This is a genomic window from Paenibacillus sp. Paensp111, assembly GCF_059492195.1.
The window spans coordinates 3393802-3413077 of record NZ_CP168527.1; the positions used below are offsets into that span (position 1 = coordinate 3393802).

Annotated in this window: 17 protein-coding genes and 1 riboswitch; of the genes, 6 read left to right on the top strand and 11 right to left on the bottom strand. The window is 51.1% G+C overall.

The features are described from left to right. Positions 1–123 precede the first annotated feature (123 nt). Genes ACEN86_RS15935 through ACEN86_RS15950 form a run of 4 tightly spaced genes read right to left on the bottom strand, consistent with a single transcriptional unit; the run spans position 124 to position 2631 of the window. The gene (locus tag ACEN86_RS15935; RefSeq protein ID WP_495631554.1) at positions 124–462 is read right to left on the bottom strand and encodes a hypothetical protein; all 339 of its coding nucleotides are present in this window, start codon (positions 460–462) and stop codon (positions 124–126) included. Between the two features lie 35 nt (positions 463–497). Next, positions 498–662, bottom strand: a complete 165-nt coding sequence (locus ACEN86_RS15940) for a hypothetical protein (protein WP_495631555.1) — start codon at positions 660–662, stop codon at positions 498–500. Between the two features lie 15 nt (positions 663–677). After that, complete coding sequence (locus tag ACEN86_RS15945) at positions 678–1895, bottom strand: glycosyltransferase family 4 protein (protein ID WP_495631556.1); 1218 nt, start codon at positions 1893–1895, stop codon at positions 678–680. A gap of 16 nt (positions 1896–1911) precedes the next feature. After that, positions 1912–2631, bottom strand: a complete 720-nt coding sequence (locus ACEN86_RS15950) for a glycosyltransferase (RefSeq protein ID WP_495631557.1) — start codon at positions 2629–2631, stop codon at positions 1912–1914. A gap of 286 nt (positions 2632–2917) precedes the next feature. Here ACEN86_RS15950 and ACEN86_RS15955 point away from each other — a divergent pair, with 286 nt between their 5' ends. The 3 genes from ACEN86_RS15955 (at position 2918) to asd (ending at position 5267) form a co-directional block, all read left to right on the top strand. After that, the gene (locus tag ACEN86_RS15955) at positions 2918–3640 is read left to right on the top strand and encodes a glycosyltransferase family 2 protein (RefSeq protein ID WP_495631558.1); all 723 of its coding nucleotides are present in this window, start codon (positions 2918–2920) and stop codon (positions 3638–3640) included. A 270-nt stretch (positions 3641–3910) separates the two neighbouring features. Next, positions 3911–3989: riboswitch (cyclic di-GMP riboswitch) on the top strand. 36 nt (positions 3990–4025) lie between these two features. Further along, positions 4026–4190 carry a sporulation histidine kinase inhibitor Sda gene (gene sda, locus ACEN86_RS15960; RefSeq protein ID WP_495631559.1) on the top strand — a complete coding sequence of 55 codons (165 nt, stop codon included), beginning with the start codon at positions 4026–4028 and terminating at the stop codon, positions 4188–4190. Between the two features lie 288 nt (positions 4191–4478). Continuing rightward, the gene (asd, locus tag ACEN86_RS15965) at positions 4479–5267 is read left to right on the top strand and encodes an archaetidylserine decarboxylase (RefSeq protein ID WP_495631560.1); all 789 of its coding nucleotides are present in this window, start codon (positions 4479–4481) and stop codon (positions 5265–5267) included. A 99-nt stretch (positions 5268–5366) separates the two neighbouring features. Here asd and abnB read toward each other — a convergent pair whose 3' ends face one another. From abnB to pdxR, 3 genes are all read right to left on the bottom strand, one after another. Next, on the bottom strand, positions 5367–7808 hold the full coding sequence (abnB, locus tag ACEN86_RS15970; protein ID WP_495634325.1) for an arabinan endo-1,5-alpha-L-arabinosidase AbnB: 2442 nt from the start codon (positions 7806–7808) through the stop codon (positions 5367–5369). Positions 7809–8346: 538 nt separating this feature from the next. Then, positions 8347–9132 carry a helix-turn-helix domain-containing protein gene (locus ACEN86_RS15975; protein ID WP_495631561.1) on the bottom strand — a complete coding sequence of 262 codons (786 nt, stop codon included), beginning with the start codon at positions 9130–9132 and terminating at the stop codon, positions 8347–8349. Positions 9133–9271: 139 nt separating this feature from the next. Then, complete coding sequence (pdxR, locus tag ACEN86_RS15980) at positions 9272–10807, bottom strand: MocR-like pyridoxine biosynthesis transcription factor PdxR (protein WP_495631562.1); 1536 nt, start codon at positions 10805–10807, stop codon at positions 9272–9274. A 160-nt stretch (positions 10808–10967) separates the two neighbouring features. Here pdxR and ACEN86_RS15985 point away from each other — a divergent pair, with 160 nt between their 5' ends. The 3 genes from ACEN86_RS15985 to ACEN86_RS15995 all read left to right on the top strand — a co-directional run bounded on the left by ACEN86_RS15985 (position 10968) and on the right by ACEN86_RS15995 (position 13201). After that, positions 10968–11585, top strand: a complete 618-nt coding sequence (locus ACEN86_RS15985; RefSeq protein ID WP_495631563.1) for a pyridoxamine 5'-phosphate oxidase family protein — start codon at positions 10968–10970, stop codon at positions 11583–11585. Between the two features lie 103 nt (positions 11586–11688). Next, positions 11689–12981 (top strand): aminotransferase class I/II-fold pyridoxal phosphate-dependent enzyme, encoded by a 1293-nt coding sequence (locus ACEN86_RS15990; RefSeq protein WP_495634326.1) that lies wholly within the window; start codon positions 11689–11691, stop codon positions 12979–12981. A 97-nt stretch (positions 12982–13078) separates the two neighbouring features. Beyond that, positions 13079–13201 carry a YjcZ family sporulation protein gene (locus tag ACEN86_RS15995; RefSeq protein WP_495631564.1) on the top strand — a complete coding sequence of 41 codons (123 nt, stop codon included), beginning with the start codon at positions 13079–13081 and terminating at the stop codon, positions 13199–13201. A gap of 71 nt (positions 13202–13272) precedes the next feature. On the opposite strand, the gene ACEN86_RS16000 is transcribed toward ACEN86_RS15995, so the two are convergent. From ACEN86_RS16000 to ACEN86_RS16015, 4 genes are all read right to left on the bottom strand, one after another. Next, complete coding sequence (locus ACEN86_RS16000) at positions 13273–14490, bottom strand: ABC transporter permease (RefSeq protein ID WP_495631565.1); 1218 nt, start codon at positions 14488–14490, stop codon at positions 13273–13275. 4 nt (positions 14491–14494) lie between these two features. Then, positions 14495–15241: an ABC transporter ATP-binding protein gene (locus tag ACEN86_RS16005; protein ID WP_495631566.1), complete on the bottom strand. Its 747-nt coding sequence runs from the start codon at positions 15239–15241 to the stop codon at positions 14495–14497. 49 nt (positions 15242–15290) lie between these two features. Continuing rightward, positions 15291–16667 (bottom strand): DEAD/DEAH box helicase, encoded by a 1377-nt coding sequence (locus ACEN86_RS16010; RefSeq protein ID WP_495631567.1) that lies wholly within the window; start codon positions 16665–16667, stop codon positions 15291–15293. Between the two features lie 157 nt (positions 16668–16824). Then, complete coding sequence (locus ACEN86_RS16015; protein WP_495631568.1) at positions 16825–19038, bottom strand: methyl-accepting chemotaxis protein; 2214 nt, start codon at positions 19036–19038, stop codon at positions 16825–16827. Positions 19039–19276: the final 238 nt, after the last annotated feature.

Consider the following 19276-nt stretch of genomic DNA (forward strand, 5'->3'; position numbering starts at 1 on the left):
TGCAGGAGGGTTACCCGCCCCTTTACCAAGAAGCGGATGGACTAAAGAGGTGCCCGCATGGAGGGTAACGTTACCGGCCAGCGGGCAAGGATATCATCTTTCAATCCACCCATAGCAGCAGCTTCAGTTCGCCCTTATGGCATCTTCCTGTGTATATACAGCGGCAAGAGCCCCATTATTCCACGCCCTCATCGTGATGCCTGTTCCGGAGAAGCTGTTAATATTGGTAATGACATGAACTTCGAACGATCGGTAGTTCGTCACAATGGGAGGTATCCCTACAGCCGTTCCCGGATCGGCATGATACAGCCCGCGGTATACCAGCCCTTCGGGTGCATACCCAAGAATCAGCATGTCGAACATGGGGGAAGACAGATTCACGATTTCCAGGTCTATTTGCTGAATATACCGGGAATCCATCGGACCATGCTCAGCGGACACAAATTGAAATATCGACATCATCCACCTCCTCCTGGCAGGGTTAACCGGTTAGGATTCTATCTTAAATTTAGAACCGGGTAGTCTGGAAGCTGATAGCCTGGCGGGAGGCTCTCAAAGATCTTGTTCCAGATGACATAATCCACAAGCAGTTCCGGATGCGAGGTCTGAACCGTAAAGATCCGGTTATACAGATCCGAGATAACCATGTAGCGATCACTCAATGCAGTCTCACTCCTTTACTTGGTTAAAGCAGAATGATAAATACCGAGCACCCGCTCGATCATTAAATCGAGGGACCAGTGAGCAGCAGCGAAGGCCTTGGCATGGTGCCCTATTTCAAGCCTTAGGCTCTCGTTGTCCAGCAGCAGCTTCAGCTGTTCGGACAGCGCGAAGGAATCCCGTACCGGCGAGACCAGGCCGGTCACCCCGTGCTCTACCATCTCCGGCAGCCCTCCCGCTTCCGATACACATACAGGAAGTCCTGCCATCTGGGCCTCCATCACGGAGAAAGGCTGATTATCCTGGATACAGGAATGGACGAAGATATCCGACAGGGTAAGCAGGGCCGGAACATCGTGGCGCTCGCCCAGGAACATAACGTCATTCTGCAGCCCAAGATTTGCAGCCTGCTGCTCCAGTTCCCCCCGCTTCTCCCCTTCTCCAACAATCCAGCAGACCCAGTCCTGACGGGACTGCTTCAGGAGGCCGAGTGCCTCGATCAAGACATCAATTCCTTTTACAAAAGTAAGACGGGCCGGGCAAATAATCACCTTCTTGCCACCCGGCTTCTGAAGGTCCGTACCGGAGTTGGCATTCTGCCGGAATGCCTCCGTATCAAGGCCGTACTGAAATACGCTGACCTGAGGTTCAGGCACACCCAGCCCGTGAACAAGCAGACTCTTTTGCCATTGATTGGCGGTGATCGTCAGGGTGCTGGAGACTGCCCCGTAGTATTCAATAGACTCGAAATATCTCCAGGCCGGCGAATAAGGATAGATCCCAAGCTCCGGATGCAGCAGGAAGTGGTTCTTCATTTCTTCCGATACGGAGCCGTGAAGATGGGCAATCAGAGGCACATGCGGAGGCTTAACTCTGCTGAGTGCTCTGGCCGAGAACACATCCTGGGTATGGATAATATCATAACGGTCCAATCCGAAATAAAGAGCTGACAGCTCCATGGTATAGCGGTCAAGCTCATAGCTGTGAATCAGAGGATCTGCATGCATGGATGGGGTATGAGCCGCATCAAGCTTAGACAGAAGCATCGGGCGAACCGCTTCCTTGGACAGCTCCCAACCACGATTGGGCATATGGAACTTGGCATAATCCGGACTGTTCCCCATCACATCCACTTCATGACCCATCGCTTCCAGCCGCTCCTTAAGCTGGCTCATGAATTTCCATACTCCCCCCACATGCGGAACCAGCCAAAAGGTGGCCAATAAAATTCTCATTCTCTCTCCCTCCAGACTATCCTCGTTCCAATCGGGATATCATCTCCATAAGCGGCACGCGTACCCGCTCCTGGGTATGGGCGTACTCCTGCTGGATGACCTCATTCAGAAGAATTGTGCCCATGGCCATATGGCGCCGGTAGGCGGTTAGACATTCATTCAGAAACGGAAAACGGAAGCCGCACAGAATGACCCGGTGCCAGAATTCAAGGTCATGCGTATAAGGAAAGGCTTCATTAAAAAGACCAACCGCATAGAATAAATCTCTGCGGATCATGACTGTGCAGCCATTTACCGGATTCCCGTTAAGAAAGCCCCGCCGGAATTCGAGGTCACTTCCGTATACATGGGCTCCGCCAATCCCAGTGATCTGTCCCGAGCTATCGATATAATTGAAATTGGTATAGGAGATGGGGGCATTCTGATCGAGCATGAAGTGAAGCTGGGTATCAATTTTGTCCCTGTAGAACATATCGTCCGAGCTTAACCATGCAATGTACTGGCCGGAAGCATGACGTATCCCGTGGTTAAGCGCCGACGCGGTTCCGCCGTTCGACTTGCCCAGATAGTGAATATAGGGAAGATAAGGGGTAAGAAGATCAGCATGTACGGTAGAGCCATCGTCTACGACAATAATCTCAGTAGGCTCATAAGACTGCTCCAGTACACTCTGAATGGCCTGGCTGATATAGGGATCGTTATAGAAAGGTATCACTACAGTAACTGTAGGTTTCATGCCTGTGCTCCTTTTCTCTTGACATCAGGAGGCCTGCTGTCTCATTCGCCCCCACTCTACATATATATGCATGGGTACGGCAGGGTCATAGACATACTCCTATCAGAGCAAAAATAGGCAGTATCTTATATGATTCTCACGTTCATTTAAGAGGGAACCTTCCTGTCTGCCGTGTCTCTCTGATTACAGATTCATATATTTATATATATGGAATGAACTAGTCTTTAGTTCGATCCATATGGATAACAAATATATAGAAGATTCACGAGAGGAGGAGGCTGAACCCATGCACATGGATAACAGCCCAGGGCAACCCTTAATATCTGTTGTCATTCCCTGTTATAATTACGGGCAATTTATTGAGGAGACCGTAGATACGGTGCTTCAATCCACTCTGCAGGATTTCGAGATCATCATCGTCAACGATGGGTCGGATGATCCGGCCACCCTTCAGGTGCTTCAGCATTTGGGCGGAAAGGGAATCCGGATTATTCACCAGCCTAATCAAGGCATTCCGCGGGCGCTTAATCACGGAATTAGCGAAGCGAGAGGAAAGTACATTTATCGGCTGGATGCCGACGACCGAATCCATCCCACACTGCTTGAGAAGGAAGCTGCCGTGCTCGAGGCTGAGCCCGGGATTGGCTTCGTAACCTGTTATCTGCAGTGCTTCGGGACCGAGGATTGGTCATGGACCCCGCCGCCATTCTCGAAGAAGCTGCTCCTGGAGAATAACATTGTGATTGGTAACTCGATGTTCCGGAAGGCCGCCTTTGAACAAGCGAATGGATTTGATGAGGAGCTGAGCGGCTATGAGGATTGGGAGTTCTGGATTCATCTGGCTTCGCTCGGATGGGAGGGCTTCTTGATCCCCGAGTTTCTGTTCTTCTACCGCAGACACGGCGCTAACACGTCGCTTGAATTCGGCATGTGGGATGAGCAGCTGCGCCGCGATATTCGCGCTAAGCATCAGGCGCTCTATAAAGCCTTCGATGAAGGACTTCTCTAAGATATGAGAACACTCTACAATATACTGGTCCCTACCTTCCATTCTCATATGCTGTTATTTCTCTATCAAAAAATGCAAAAATAAAATTGCGAACAAATAAACCAGCCTCTCCTTTAGGGATCAGGCTGGTTTTGTAATTTTTTACTCAAAGGAATATTGCTTTAGGCCCTATAGTCATACTTGATCCTGATCTTCAGGGCATAGTTCCAGGTTCTCAATATTTTGCTGCGAACATCCGATAAAATAAATAAGTACCAACTATACGACGACTGTTCGAAAACGCAAACTTACCGAGAGGTAAGGACGCAAAGCCACAGGCCAGATCTAACATGGCGGCTGGGTTACCGAAAACAGCAATTATCTTAATGATAGGAGAATTTGCTGTATGATCAATGAACTGGGTCTATCAGAAATGAGTTATGCAACCTTGGTAAAGGCCTATGAAAATGCGCTTAAGCTGGGACTTAATCAAGAGTTCCTTCAACTGCTTGAAGAGGAGCTGGAACGCAGAAAATCGGGCGAAAACAGCGATCCATCTCCATCACTGTAATTGTAAGTGCGGACACCGGTCCCTGAGTTCTTTCAGAAAAGCTTCTTGATGAAGGGGAGAAATCTGGGTAGTGAACATAGTACGTTGATATCCACATCCCCCCTTCTTATCCTCCTTATCTTCCTAATCCCACCAGCTTGCAGCCGCAATACAGCTGTCTCCAACATACACTATTTTCCATATGCCAATCAACGCTCCCTGAATCAAAATACGGGCTAAAGGTTGATTTCAAGCAGGTTCTATGTCAATATAAGCTTTGTCTTATCTGTTTGTAAGGAGGATGCCCCAATGGCAAAAAAAGTGATGAGGCTGATGACCGAGCTTTCCTCCCGGAAATGGATCTCTCAAATTATGGGCCACTTTTCCCATTCCGGATTCAGCCGTCACATCATTCCCACATTTGCGAGAACCTATAATATTCCGCTGCACGAAGCGGAGAAAGATATTAGTGAATACCGTTCCCTGAACGAATTCTTCTCCCGCCGCCTGAAAGCGGGGATGCGTCCGATACCTGACGCACCTGATGCCCTGATCAGCCCCGTCGACGGACTGATTACCGGTATGGGACCCGTGAGCGCAGGCTTAATCCCGGGTGTTAAAGGCCAGGACTATTCCCTGGCAGAGCTTCTGGGCCATTCTCCACATATGGAGACCTATAAGAATGGATACTTCTTCGTACTCTATCTGAGTCCGACTAACTATCATCGTATTCATGCCCCGGTAACGGGTCAGAAGGTAGAAAGCGAGCACCTGAAAGGCCGGGTGTATCCGGTCAATGATTTTGGACTAACTCATATGAAGGGTGTTCTAAGCCGGAACGAACGGCTGATTACCTACATCTCCCATGAACTGGGTGAGGTGGCCGTCGTGAAGGTGGGAGCCATGAATGTTAGCAGTATCAAATATACGGATGATCACGCAACTTCGTGGAATCGCGGAGATGACATGGCTTATTTTGAATTCGGCTCTACGGTTGTCCTGTTGACGGAGAACGGGACCTTTGAACCTTTGCCGGATCTGGCCATCGGCACACCGGTGAAGCTTGGCACATTGCTGGGAAGATTCTACCGGAACTAGCTGGAACACAGCTAGGGCGAGCAGTGAGCAGCTAACCGAAAATCAAGTGAAACCTATACAAAGCAAGGAGCAGCCTCTATAGAGACTGCTCCTTGCTGTTTAGTATCCGGACAATTTACCGATCTCCTGCTCGTTCAGGGCTTTGTTGTAGAACTGAATATCGTCCATGCGTCCCCCGAAATAAGCATCTGCTGCAAATCGGCTTTTGCCGAGATAGGCTTCCACTGCCTTTAGCTCCTTCGGATTAAAGCTCATATTCGTATTCGTGGCCGCAAGCTTGCCATTAACATACAGCTTGCCTGTACTGCCCTCCAAGGTTACCGCAACATGGCTCCATTCATTCTTTGGCAGCGGGGCGGATGACAGTAGACTTTGATCCGTGCCCTGCTCATGGATGGTGAATTGGAGAGCGCCGCTGTATTGCGACGGAGTAAGGAACATGAAGGCGTTCATCCCATTTCCGATATCGAAAATACGCTGCCAGTCTCCTCCCCCCGCCCAATTCACCCACGCGGCAAAGGTAAAGTCCTCCGCATCGGCAAGCGCACCTGTCAGCTGTACATAACCATCCTTACCGTTAAAGTTAAGGGAACCGCTCTTCGCATCATTCAAGTTACTCGCATCGTTCGCTTCCCAGCTTACTCCTCCCGTCAGCTTACCGTGATAACCATTTGCGGAGCTGTCCTGAATGAGACTTCCCTTATCTTCGTCCATCGAATAGCTCGCAACCAGCGGACCTTCACTCTGCTGAAGCACAACTACCTGCAGATCCTTTACGGCTTTGGCTTTGCCTTTGGTAATAACAGCCGTCAAGTTGACTGCGGCATTTCCAGCTCCGGCCGCCGGACGATTCACAGTGCCGCTGGCCGATACAATACCTGGTGCCGAGGAGGTCCAGGATATCACCGAACCTTCTGAACCTGAAGCTGGTAGAGCAAGATCATGATAGACTCCGCTGGTATCACCCAGGCTGAGGTCCTTTTGTACATCTTCAACAATTTGTTTGTCGCTCCGGTTCACGATCCGGCTGCCCCAGATCGCTTCTCCCTTGCTTGATAAGGCACTCAAGGTGAGCACACTCTTCTGGTCATCCGGACTCCATTGATAGGTAAATACACCGCTGTATCGGACTCCATCTATCGTAATCTCGGCTTTATTGCCCCCGGTAATCTTCCATTCGCCGCGCACATCACCGGTTATTGCGCCTTTCTTATCCAGGGTAATAGAGACCGATTCCTTAATCGCCGAGGTGATCTCCTTTCCGTGGTTGATAAACTTGTATTCCCCTGCAATATCATTCTTGTTGATTGGCCTCACGGTGAGCTTATCGCTCGCCTCTCCAGCGTAACGGTATGGAGCGACTACCGGCCAGCCTTGGGTATTCATATACATTTCATGGACACGGATCTCGTGCTCTTCTCCTCGCTGCGGGAACCGGGAGTGGAAGATCAGAAAGTATTTCCCTGTCTTGCTGTCAAAGTAGGCTGAATTGTGCCCTGGTGAGACATAACCGGTGCCCGCTCCCTGTCCCGGATCACCGATGTCCCGCTTGAACAGGTAATTCCCCATCAGCTTGACCCCATATGGCTCAACTGACTTGTCATCAAAGAGCGGTAGATTCGGATTCGCCTTCGCCAGAAGCATGTCATTACCGTCTGCATCCAGGAATGGACCATCCGGTGTCTTCGAGCGGGCTACGCGCATATTGTACCCGCCATTTGCATCCAAGCCGCCAAACGACAGGAATAAGTAGTAATAATCCGTCTTGGGACTATAGAGCATATAAGGTCCTTCAATCCGGCTGTGATTGCCGCCGGTCAGCTTCTTGCCATAACCCTGATCCGGCAATGGCTTGCCGGTCTTGGGATCCATTTTAAGAATGAAGATACCGCCTGAGTAGGAACCGTATACCATCCACAGCTTCCCGTCTTTGTCGAAGAATACGTCGGGATCAACGACGTTCGGATGCTTGGTTGCATCATAGATCGTTCCATCCGCCCCTGCCTCTCCCCACATGCCAGATTTCAGAATAATCCCGAGGTCCTTATAGGGTCCCTCCACGTTATCCGCCACCGCCACACCCAGGGCTGAGCGGGGAGAGTCTCCCTTGCAGGCGTTGTAGTACATATAGAATTTCCCATCCGCAAGCTGAATTACATCTGGAGCCCACAGCGTATCCGATTGAGCCCAGGAAAGAGTCTCCTTAAGCTCCTGCGTCACGTTCGGGATGAGCTTATTGCCATCCTTCACTCCGGAAGCGATCATGTCCCACTTCATAAAGTCCTTGGTTTTGGCTGCGGCCAAGTGAGATCCGAATACGTAAAAGGTGTCTCCCACCTTGATTACGGAAGGATCATGTACAGAGGCCTCTTGAAAAAATGGGGCTTGTGCCTGCTTCTTCACTGTGACCGGTTCTGCCGCCTCGGCTGCTACAGCCTGTGTCGTGCTCTTCATGCCCGGATCCGGTACAAGGACCGCCGCAACTAATAGGGCGGCCATCCCCGCGGTTATGGTGACCTTACGCACTTTCAGATTCTTCATCATGTTCTCCTTTCGAATGGACAGTGTTTTTTGTAAACCCTTACATTTGTTGATACAAAAAAACCTGGATCTCTTGCCCTTTTCAAGGTACGTCATCAAACAAAGTGCTCACTTATTTAGTTTAGATAGAACTAAATAAGTTTATATTTAAACACAGATAGTATCTATCCTCGTCAAAATATTGTCAATACATCAAATTTATTTTAAATTTATATAAAATTAAAACAGAGATAAGAAGGGTTAACAGCAAAAAAAGACCGCCGGGTCTCCCCAGGCAGTCTCTTGACAGCACCATAGTGCCGAATATGTGATTGACTTACTCATACTTAAGTATTAGAACCAGAATTCTTCACGTTCAGCAGCAGGCCGAACCCGGCGCATACGATTCCGAAAAATGCTGCAGCCTTGAGAGAAGCTTCCTCTACTGCGCATCCGCCGTCTTCTGCTCATAAGTGACACCTCCTCCCTCTACTTAAAAGTAACATAAATACCCATTACCCAGCCACTTTCCTTTTGAAACAGGTATTTCAAAAAAAATTTACCGGATCTCCGAGGGGCTCTTGCCCGTATACTGCTTGAACTGACGGCTGAAGAAGAAGATATCCCGGTAACCCAGCGCATCCGCCACTTCCGTCACATTCATCCCTGCATGCAGCAGCAGGTGCTGGGCACGGTCAATCCTGCACTTGATAATGTAAGATTGAACGGAGGCTCCCGTCAGTTCCTTGAATTTGATCGAGAAGTATCGGGCTGAGAGGCCGGCTCTGGCAGCCAGGTCTTCAACGCGATGAGGAAGCCCAGGGTGCTGAAGCACATAATTAGCCACCTCATGGATGACTTCGGTCAGCTGATTGCTGACTTTTCTCTCCACTGGCTTCTCTCGTTCCTCCCGGAGCAGATAGATCATCAGCTGCTTGAGAATCAGGCGCGCTTCCTCCTCGGCCGCGTAGGCCTTGATCAGGAAGAGACGCACATAACGGGACAGCATATATTCGAAATCGAGCGTATCCTCAAGCACCCGGTAAGCTCCAGGCACCTCGGATACAGGCTCGTCAACATCAAAATGAATGTAAGTCAGCACCAATGGCTTCTGCGGATTATGCGTTGCACTCGTATGGTCCCCCGGACGGAACAAGAAGCAGCTTCCCCGGCTGACCTGAATCGGGCGATCATTCAGAACCACAGTTCCCTCGCCGCTCCATACGTAGAACAAATCGTAATTCTCCAGCGGTTTCTCCCGCTTCTGCCATTTCCAGCCGGGTTCACAGACGATTTTGGCAAAGGCAGGCTTCAGCACAAATGAAGATGTAGAAGCGTGAAGCATGACATTCCCCCTCTGAATAATGACATTCTCTTGCTTACAGCTTTGCTGTATTAGATTCAGTTAAAAATTCCGGCGTGTCGGTACGGTCGTAACTACGGGAAAAACTTGGACTTTCGGCCGCTGTTCTCTCCAGATTTCCTCATGTTATAGATTGATTATACCTTGTATTGAGCTTTTCTTGTACAAGCCTCCAGGATTTCATCAGCCGCCGTATCCCTTCAGACAGTTCATCTATCTGTAAATGGCCAAAGGAGAAGCAGGCAGCAGGCAGAGACGGAGTTAGCCCATAAGTCCGGGCATCCCTGAATTCTATACCATTCTGTACCGAAAGCTCGCACAGCAGCTGAAATTCCTCCTCAGAACGGAGCCACCGTGCGTAAATGTGCAGCCCAGCATCCGCGGGCAGCACCTGGAACAGCCCCCGCATCTCATCCTCGGACAGGAGCCTGCACAGCGCATCATACCGGGTATGGTAGATTCTCCGCATCCGGCGAAGATGCCGGTCATACTCGCCCCGGGCCATGAACCGGGCGAGCGCCCGCTGCTCCATCGCGGCCGGTGGAGTCGGCTCATACAGCGCCTTGGCACAGCGCATCGGCAGGGTCAAGCCTCGCGGCAGCACGGCATAGCCGATTCGCAGCGAAGCGAACATCGTGTTCGTGAACGAGCCGACGTACACGACACGCTCGTCCCGGTCGAGCGCCTTGAGCGGCTCAAGCGGCCGCCCGCCCCAGCGGAACTCGCTGTCATAATCATCTTCGATGATGACAGCCTCCTTCCGGCGGGCCCAGGCCAGCAGCTCCTGCCGCCGGGCCGAAGACAGCACAGCGCCGGTCGGGAACTGCCGGCCCGGCGTAACGAAGAGCAGCCGCGCCTGCCAGTCCTGCGGCACAATCCCGCTGCCGTCTAGGGCAGCCGGCAGCGGACTGCCGCCGCAGGCGCGAACGGCCTTGACGATCCCGTGATACCCGGGATCTTCCACCACGGCCGGCTCACCTTCCCCCAGCAGCAGCTGGGTCAGGAGAGCAATGGCCTGCATGGAGCCGCTGAAGAGGCAGATTTGCGCCGGCTCCGCGGTGATGCCGCGGCTCCGGCGCAAATGGGCAGCAATCGCGGCCCGCAGGCTTTCATCCCCGAACGGATCCTCGGGGATGTGAGCCGCCCCGCCAGCCGCAGCCTCCCTGCCGGCAAAGGCAAGCGCCCTTCTCCACTCGGCATGCGGGAAATGCCGTATATCTCCCCCGCCTCCCGAGAAGGAGAGATGGCTGTTCGGGCTCGGCGTCTTCCCGCGTCTGCCCGGTTCCTGGGTGGCTGCATCCCGCTTACTCCAGCCCCCCGAACTGCCCTCCGCCATTCGCTGACCCCAAGCGGATAACGGCAGTTCAGCCTCAGCGGCAGATCTCTCCGTCACTTCTGTCATCAAAGACGCCACGTAAGTACCCCGGCCTACCTCTGACAGCACATATCCTTCGGCAAGCAGCATATCGTAGGCCTGGGCTACACTGCCTCTGGATATCCCATACAGCTGCGCGAGCTCCCGGCTCGAAGGCAGTCTCGTACCGCCAGCCAGAGTTCCCTCATGAATAGCGGATCGCAGGGCATGGTAGAGCGCCAAATATTTATAGCGATACTGCTGCAGGCAGGCTTCCCAGGGAAGAACCAATTCCAAGCTCATCAGCCTCTCTCTACATTAGAGTGAAATTAACTTCTAAAAGTGGACCAATAATTTTAATGTAAATTGGTTCTTTTTATATGTCAATTCGAGTCTTATGCTGAGTATCAATATGGAACTGCGCCAGCAATGTATATTCATTTATCTTAAGGGGGACTTCAAAATGAGACGCAAAGAATTTACCGTAACCAAAGAGCAGGAAATTGAACAATTCCTGTTCTCGCAGAGCTTTGGTTTTCTGGGGACCACGGACGACGACGGATGGAGCCGGGTTACCCCACTTAATTTTGCTTACGGACAAGGGGTGTTCTATTTCCACGGCAGCCTGGCTGGCGAGAAGATGAAGCATCTCAAAGCCGATAACCGGGTTAGCTTCACTGTGGCAGAGGAATATGCACGGATTCCCTCCTATTACACCGATCCGGTCAAGGCCTGTCCGGCAACCGCATTTTTCAAAAGTGTCATGGTTAAGGGCAGAGCCGAGAAGATCAAAGACCTGGCCGAGAAGGCTGAGGCCCTGACGTTATTTATGAAGAAGCTGCAGCCTGAAGGAGGATATACACCAATTGATGCGGCAGACCCGGCGTATGCCGGAGAGCTTAAGGCAGTGTCTGTTGTACGGATCATTCCTGAGCAGATGTCCGCTAAATTCAAATTCGGGCAAAATATGACTGAAGACAAGCGCAATCAGATTGCACAAGGACTCACGGAACGCAATCAGGGCAAAGATATGGAGACGGTACGCATGATGACACAATTTTGTCCTTTTCATACGGAATAAGCGCCTTTTTAGTCCGTGACGGTTCCGTAGATAGGATGTTATAATGTTAGGCAGTAAAAACCGGAACTATGGAATCCAAACAGACTGGAAGGATGAACACGCGATGAATCCACTTGCCGAACAGCTAAACGAGAATATTAAAGCTGGTAATGCCAATGTGTACGAGGTGCTCTCGACACTTGGAAGAGAAATCTACTTCCCTAAGGAAGGAATTCTGAGCCAATCAGCTGAAGCCACAGCGAATGCCAAGAAGTATAATGCGACCATCGGAATCGCAACCGAGAACGGCGGTCCGATGCACCTCGAGGTATTTCAGAAGTCGCTCTCTGAATTCAATCCGAAGGACCTGTATCCTTATGCTCCTCCGGCTGGTAAGCCCGAGCTTCGCACGGTATGGCGCAGTAAGATGCTTCAGGAGAACCCTTCACTAGAAGGTAAGTCCTTCGGCAATCCTGTTGTAACGAACGCACTTACGCACGGACTCAGCATAGTCGCGGACCTGTTCGTGGGAGAAGGAGACGCTGTAATTTACCCCGACAAGAACTGGGAGAACTACGAGTTGACTTTCGGGATCCGCCGCCACGGCCGTATTGTGAACTACCCGCTCTTTACCGAGCAAATGACCTTTAACAGTGCCGGTCTCCGTGAAGCCCTGCTGGCACAGAAGGACAAAGGCAAGGCTGTTGTTATTCTGAACTTCCCTAACAACCCGACCGGTTATACTCCAGGGGAAGCCGAGGGCAAGGAAATTGTAGATGCTTTGTATGAAGCGGCAGAAGCGGGCATCAATGTGGTTGTCGTGACCGACGATGCTTACTTTGGACTGTTCTTTGAAGACTCCATGCATGAATCCTTGTTCGGCAAGCTGGCAGGTCTTCATCCGCGCATCCTTCCTGTCAAAATTGACGGAGCGACCAAAGAAGAATACGTATGGGGCTTCCGCGTTGGCTTCATTACCTTTGCCAGTGACAATCAAGAGGTACTCTCCGCACTGGAGCAGAAGACTCTGGGTATCATCCGGGCAACCATTTCAAGCGGGGCTCATCCTTCCCAGACTTTTGTTCTTGAAGCGCTCAAGTCTCCAGGGTTCGGATCGCAGAAGGAAGAGAAATTCGCTGTAATGAAGGGACGTGCCAACAAAGTCAAATCCCTGCTGGACAGCGGCAAATATGGGGACGTCTGGGACTACTATCCGTTCAACTCCGGTTACTTCATGTGTCTCAAGCTGAAGGATGTCTCCGCCGAGAGCGTTCGTCAGCATTTGATTCACAAGTATGGTGTCGGCACCATTGCTCTGGGTGACCATGATCTGCGTGTCGCTTTCTCCTGTATCGCTGAAGAGAATTTGGAGGAACTATTCGACCTTATCTATCAGGCTGTTCAAGACCTGAAGTAATCATAAGCCTACCAGGCACCGGCCCAAGCACAGAACCCATTCCCCTCATACTATACCGTGTACCTATACACTAGCGCAGGGAAAGGGGATTACTTTCATGGGTGAAGTTAAAGAGACAAGAGGCGGTTACGGCGGAGTTGGCGGTGGATTCACAAGCACAGGAGCCATCTTGGTTCTGTTCATTCTGCTTGTTATTATCAGCCGTACCATTCTGCTCTAAATAGGCTTGAGGCATCAATAAAGGCTGCTCCCCCAGTATAATACTGGGGGAGCAGCCTTTTAGTTAGTTGTTCATTCATCTTCTTCTTCCTTCTTCCAGCTGGTCGCGAATCGGCTTCTTAACAGAATCACCAAGATCATTCCTGCAGCCAGGCTGAACAGGAGCATCATCGGCTCTGTGTAACCCAGCCCAAGCATGGGCAGCCACATGATTACAGCAAGACCCAACAGGATCCGGAACATCAGCCGAAGGGCTGCCTCAATATGCGCGCCCTCCGGTACAGGATAGAACGAGACTGCCGGTGAGTCCCGGTGATACTGCCGCAATGTGCTTAACTGCATTCCGGCCGCGAACAGGAAGAACAGATAGATGATGGGTCCCCAGATGGAGTTCCCGGTCCACCATACCAGCAGCATGGACAGCAGGGTCAGCCTGGTGATAATGCCCAGCAGTTCGCTGCGCACAAAGGTCTTGATGAGCAGATAACGGAAGGCCGCTGCCTGGCCCCAAGGTACCTTATTCCCCGCTCCGGACAACCAGCGGCGTGGATATACCTTCTGTCCTTCTGCCGGTACATCCACGAACCAGCCTAGCAAGAGCATCACCCGTGAAGCCTGTGACTTCTCCGTGGCAATAAGGGTCTCCCAAGGAACGAGATGCTTGACAGCCAATCGAAGGGATAGAACATAATTGATCCCTACCAGAATAGTGAAGAATGCACTTCTCAGAGGTGACTGCCATATCCAGGCCGCCAGCATGAGAATGACAAGACACCAGCGCAGAAGACGGTAACCGCTCCGGGCTCTTGCTGAGCTCATTCGCAGTTCCTGCCATCCGCCGTAAGCACTGATGATCTTAAGTACAACAAGCACAAGAAACATCAGCCAGAGCGGCTTAGGATCCGGGCTGCTGCGGACATACAGCGGCCACACGGCGATAAGTAGAATGAAGAGCCCGATCAGCTTATAAATAACCCCGCTGCGATAAGCCGGGATGAAATAAGGCTTCATCCGATATTCCTGAGGCAGCAGGAAAGTAAGATCCGCCGGCTGCAAATACGTCCTAAAGCTTGCATATACCGTAAGCGGAGCAAGCAGGATTAACATAATCCAGCGAATTGGAAGCTCAGGAGGTATATGCTTCAGGAAGGAAGTGTACCAGGCAGCAAAAGCAATGAACAGGATAAAGGTGAGCATAGCCACACCGCTCTGTACGACATAAGGGAAGTACGGGACGATCTTCCCCCAGAAGGCCGCTTTCCGGCGGCTGCGGAGTGTTCTTACATCCATGGCTCTACTCGCCGCCCTTCACAAGCGCATAGAAGATATTCTCGAGCGACGCCCCTGGTGCGTTCGCCTGCTCTGCAATCTCGTCCAGCGTCCCCTGTGCAATTACAGCTCCCCGGTGAAGAACTATGAATCTGTCGCAGTAATTCTCAATCGTTGACAGAATATGCGAGCTGAGCAGAATCGACGCCCCGCTCTGCTTCATTTCCAGCATGAAATCCAGCAGGGAACGAATCCCCAGCGGATCAAGTCCGAGAAAAGGCTCATCAATGATATAAAGCGGCGGACGTGCCACGAACGCACTCATGATCATCACCTTCTGCTTCATCCCCTTGGATAAATGCATGGACAGGCTGTCCGCTTTCTCCCTCATATGGAACAGGTCCAGCAGCCTCTCCGAACGCTCACGGTATGCCTCCGGCTCCACCCCGTAAGCTCTGGCCGTGAACTCCAAGTGCTCGCGCACCGTTAATTCTTCGTACAGAAGCGGTGATTCAGGTACGAAAGCGAGCGAAGACTGATAACTTTGCGGCGCTTCATCCCTTGTCTTGCCCTGCACCAGCACAACACCTTTATGAGGTGTCATCAGGCCCAGAATATGCTTCATGGTCGTGCTCTTCCCCGCTCCGTTCAGACCAATCAGACCGACCATTTCACCCGGCTTTACATCCAGGTTGATATTATGCAGTACGGGCTTGCCAAGACTGTAACCTCCGCTGAGCTCTTCAATCTGCAGTACAGGCGTTTGTTCCAAAATGAGTTCCCCCTTTACCAGTCAATTCAATTACAAAACAAGCCGGCCCCTAAGAGCGAGGGGGCTGTTTATCTTTAAGCCACTTTGGCGCACCTTTATTCTTGCGGTCCCGGTGCCGGTCCAGCTTCCGTTCGCTGACCTTCGATTCACTGCGGCTGGTTCTTGCAGCTTCATGGGTATCGCGGCTGATTGCGCTGTTCTTATTCTTGCTGTCAGGGCTCCCCACAGGTCTGCCGCCGCGTTCTGTCCGGGGTCTACCGGCAGAGCTAGTTCTTGCTGTTCCCGCTTCGCGAGGCTCAACAATGCGTCCACCAAAAAGAGCGCGCTGCATGAATTCTATGCCAAGCTCCTTCGCGAACTTGCGAATGATGAATTCCTCACGCGCTGTCACGAGTGAGACCGCTAATCCCTTGCGTCCCATTCTGCCTGTCCGTCCGGACCGGTGCACATAGTGCTCCGAGTCGATCGGCGGATCGTAGTTGATGATGAGGCCCAAATCCTCAATATCCAGTCCTCTGGCAGCGACATCACTGGCAATGAGCAGCTGGATGCTGCCTTCACGGAACCGACGGAGCACCAGGCTCCTGGTCGTCTTGTCCGCATCGCCGTACAAGGCTTGTGCATGAAGACCTACGAAGTTCATCTTCGCCTCTACTTCGCCGATATCCTGTGTGTTGTTAACAAACACGATAGCTTTAGGGGCATTGTAGGTGCGGACAATACGCCGCAGGGTATCGATCTTCTCCCGTTCCTCAGTGACAAAATACACATGTTCCAGGGTCTTGGACGTCCGCTGCTCGGGCTCGATTCCAATCTCTGCGGGATTCTTCATCTCCCTGTATGCCAAGCTTCTGATCTCTGAACTTACCGTTGCCGACAGGAAAAGAAGCTGCCGATCCCGCAGGGCTGCGCGGATAATATGTTCTACATCTCCGGAGCCGCCCAGCTGGAACACCTGGTCTACCTCATCCACAACCAGAGTTTTGACCTCATGCATCTTCAGCTTCTTCACGGCCAGCAATTCCTTGATCCGTCCCGGTGTTCCTACAACAAGCTGGGGATGGAGCTTCAGCTTCTCGATCTGCCGTCCAATTGCCGCTCCGCCAATCAGAGCTTGAGTCTGAATACCCAGCGTTTCGCCATAGCGCTGGCTTTCCCGTAGGATCTGCATAGCCAGCTCCTGAGTTGGTGCGAGAATCAAGACCTGCGGCGACTTGATGGCAGGATCAATTCGCTGAAGAATAGGCAGCAGGTAGGCCAAAGTCTTCCCGGTCCCTGTCTGCGATTGGGCGAGTACGTCCCTGCCCTCCAGAATGGCCGGAATCGTCTCGGCTTGTACCGGAGACGGCTCTGTAATCCCGTATTCAGCCAAGCTCGAGGTTAACATCTCATTTACGCCGATCGAAGGAAATGTATTTATTGTCATGTAAGTATCATCCTTTATGATTAAAGTCATCTAAGCATATGCAGCTACCGAAATGCGCGATATTTCCATTATATGCGAAACCCTCAATACCAACAAATCAAGATACAAAAAAAAAACCGACTTCGCAAAGGAAATCGGTCTTCTATGAAGCAATTTATTAACCCGCCTTGTTCTCTCTGAGCTGGAATTGATTCACCAGCTGCAGCAGCGAGCTTGTAATGGATTCCACATGTCCAGTTGTGCTTCTTACCTGCTGCATGTCCCTGCTTAAGAGCTGGACGGTATCCTCCACTTCCGTAGAGATCTTACGGTTCTCCATGCTGACTGCGGCAATCTGCTCCATCAAGCTGACCATTTCATCGACCACCTGAGTCTTCAAGGAGTCGGACGCTCCTGCTTGCTGAAGGATCTGGGCTGCTGTAGCGACAAGCTGTGTCCCTTCTTCAACAACCTTGGAGCCCTCCTCCATCGTCTGGAAAGACTCTTCCGCTTTCTCATCAATCCGCTTCAGTGTGTCGCTTATGCTTGCCGTGGAACGGCTTGTCAGCTCAGCAAGCTTGCGGATCTCCCCAGCCACTACAGCAAAGCCTCGTCCGTGTTCCCCGACTCTCGCCGCCTCAATCGACGCATTGAGCGAGAGCAGATTGGTCTGGGCTGAAATTTCCTCAATCACCTTCAGCATGCTTGCAATTTCCTGGGTCGTCTCGGCAAAATCCCGCAAAGTGCGGTTCGTCTCTTCCACCTTGTGATGAATGTGCTGCATCTTGTCTCCAATGCGGACCACTTCGTTCTGGGCGACAGCGATTTGTTCCGAAGCCTGCTGCTCCAGTTCCTTCAGAGTTCCGCTCATATGCAGGGATACATCCTTGGCCATATCGATGTCAGCGAGCTGACGACGGATTCCTCTGAGCATATCGTCAACCTTATTCCCGGCTACATCTGTCGACTCTTCTGTAGAGGCTGCAGAAGCATGCAGCAGGCTCTGACTCAGCCGTACATCATCTGCAGCACGTCTGATATGAAGCATAATGCCCTCCAGGCTATCGATCATGTTATTGATCCATTTAGCCATTTCTCCCGTCTCGTCCTGTGGAAAGCTATCGATATCCAGGCGTTTCGTCAGATCCCCCTTGCCTTCTGCATTAATTCGGATGAACCGATTTAATCTTCTAAGATGCTTAGCTGCCTGTAAGGTTTGTCTACGCTCGATCAGGTATACTCCTGCCGCGCCATACAGCACATTCATGACGAAGAAGGCAGCTGCCGAGATCAAAGGCTTAGTCCCATTACCAAGCAGGAAAGCCATTAGAACATTCATAAGTACAAAGCCAGCGACCAGCCATAGATGCATCACTTTAACCTTCCAATGCAGACTGCGGACCCTATACACCTCCTCAAGATCACCTTCGCACATCATTCCCCACAAATCTAGACAATGGGGAAGCTTGAAGGTAATCCCCTTTCCGATAACAGGAATATGCCTGTAATCCGAGTAGCCTGGAAACTCCACGAATAAATTACTGCCATTGGTGATCGTTCCCGCAACCCCCGGGTGAAGCTGCCCCGTCGCCGGATCTACAAAGACGAGTTCCAACTCGGTATGATTCTGTACCTGGACCACCCCGAACTCGGTCTTAACGCCCTCCTTTAAATTATCCCCGTGAGTAAAGGTCAAGTCTTCAAATCTACTGCGGGAAAGAGCGGTACCTGGTTTGATATCTCTGCGAAGCTCAGGCTTCGCCATAAATAAATAATTATCCCCTGAATCGGGATAGACATGTCCGGATTCACGCTGGATCAAATCCCCTAATACATCATTCGGCACACGTCCGCACAATACACCAAGCAGGACTTTTCCTTCCATCACCGGATGCAGGAACATCAGCGTCATCTCATCATGGAACCTGGAGGTACTTGGACCTATTTCCTCAGTAAGCGGGTCAGCATAGGGGCCGACCAGGCATTTCTCACCATGACGAACCCGTTCCATAGCTTCTGACAATACGCCGTGGGCCAACAGGTTCTTACCCAAGTTACTACGGTATGTAGAGACATTTACTGCTCCGCTTGGATCAATGAGAGCAATCTCCGAGAAATCTTCAGCGCGATCGCGGCATGATGTGAACAACTCTTCATAGCAAGATGCCCCATCTGCTCCTTCTGACGCTTTCTCCGGGTAACCTTTCGATCTAATCTCACCTTCCAGCCGTTCCAAATGCCCCCAGTAATCATGAGCCCAAGCTTCAAGAAGATCTCTTCGTGTAGAGGCTATTCCCTCAAAAATTTCTTCGACGTCTTCCTTCATCCCCCGATTAATTTGATACGATAACCAAAGCGGCAATCCTTTTCTGAATCCGAGCCAATCAAACATGTTAGCTTCCCTCCCGTAACATAACACATTATGTAATATAATATGACAAGGTTATTTTTGATTCATTTTACCCTAAGAGTTGGAAATGCACAATGGATTTATAGGTATTTTCACCTAAAAAAATACACAGAATAAAATCTCCACGAGTCTGTTGTGATTAGAGAGATTCTGCGTATTACATTTTCCATAGACAAAAAAAGCCTTCCTCTCCCTGCTTGGGAGTAAGAAGACCTTGAAT

Coding starts and splice junctions, on each gene's coding strand:
- ACEN86_RS15935 (WP_495631554.1), bottom strand. CDS start 462: ATGATGTCGATATTTCAATTTGTGTCCGCTGAGCATGGTCCGATGGAT.
- ACEN86_RS15945 (WP_495631556.1), bottom strand. CDS start 1,895: ATGAGAATTTTATTGGCCACCTTTTGGCTGGTTCCGCATGTGGGGGGA.
- ACEN86_RS15950 (WP_495631557.1), bottom strand. CDS start 2,631: ATGAAACCTACAGTTACTGTAGTGATACCTTTCTATAACGATCCCTAT.
- ACEN86_RS15955 (WP_495631558.1), top strand. CDS start 2,918: ATGCACATGGATAACAGCCCAGGGCAACCCTTAATATCTGTTGTCATT.
- sda (WP_495631559.1), top strand. CDS start 4,026: ATGATCAATGAACTGGGTCTATCAGAAATGAGTTATGCAACCTTGGTA.
- asd (WP_495631560.1), top strand. CDS start 4,479: ATGGCAAAAAAAGTGATGAGGCTGATGACCGAGCTTTCCTCCCGGAAA.
- abnB (WP_495634325.1), bottom strand. CDS start 7,808: ATGAAGAATCTGAAAGTGCGTAAGGTCACCATAACCGCGGGGATGGCC.
- ACEN86_RS15975 (WP_495631561.1), bottom strand. CDS start 9,132: ATGCTTCACGCTTCTACATCTTCATTTGTGCTGAAGCCTGCCTTTGCC.
- pdxR (WP_495631562.1), bottom strand. CDS start 10,807: ATGAGCTTGGAATTGGTTCTTCCCTGGGAAGCCTGCCTGCAGCAGTAT.
- ACEN86_RS15985 (WP_495631563.1), top strand. CDS start 10,968: ATGAGACGCAAAGAATTTACCGTAACCAAAGAGCAGGAAATTGAACAA.
- ACEN86_RS15990 (WP_495634326.1), top strand. CDS start 11,689: ATGAATCCACTTGCCGAACAGCTAAACGAGAATATTAAAGCTGGTAAT.
- ACEN86_RS15995 (WP_495631564.1), top strand. CDS start 13,079: ATGGGTGAAGTTAAAGAGACAAGAGGCGGTTACGGCGGAGTTGGCGGT.
- ACEN86_RS16000 (WP_495631565.1), bottom strand. CDS start 14,490: ATGGATGTAAGAACACTCCGCAGCCGCCGGAAAGCGGCCTTCTGGGGG.
- ACEN86_RS16010 (WP_495631567.1), bottom strand. CDS start 16,667: ATGACAATAAATACATTTCCTTCGATCGGCGTAAATGAGATGTTAACC.
- ACEN86_RS16015 (WP_495631568.1), bottom strand. CDS start 19,038: ATGTTTGATTGGCTCGGATTCAGAAAAGGATTGCCGCTTTGGTTATCG.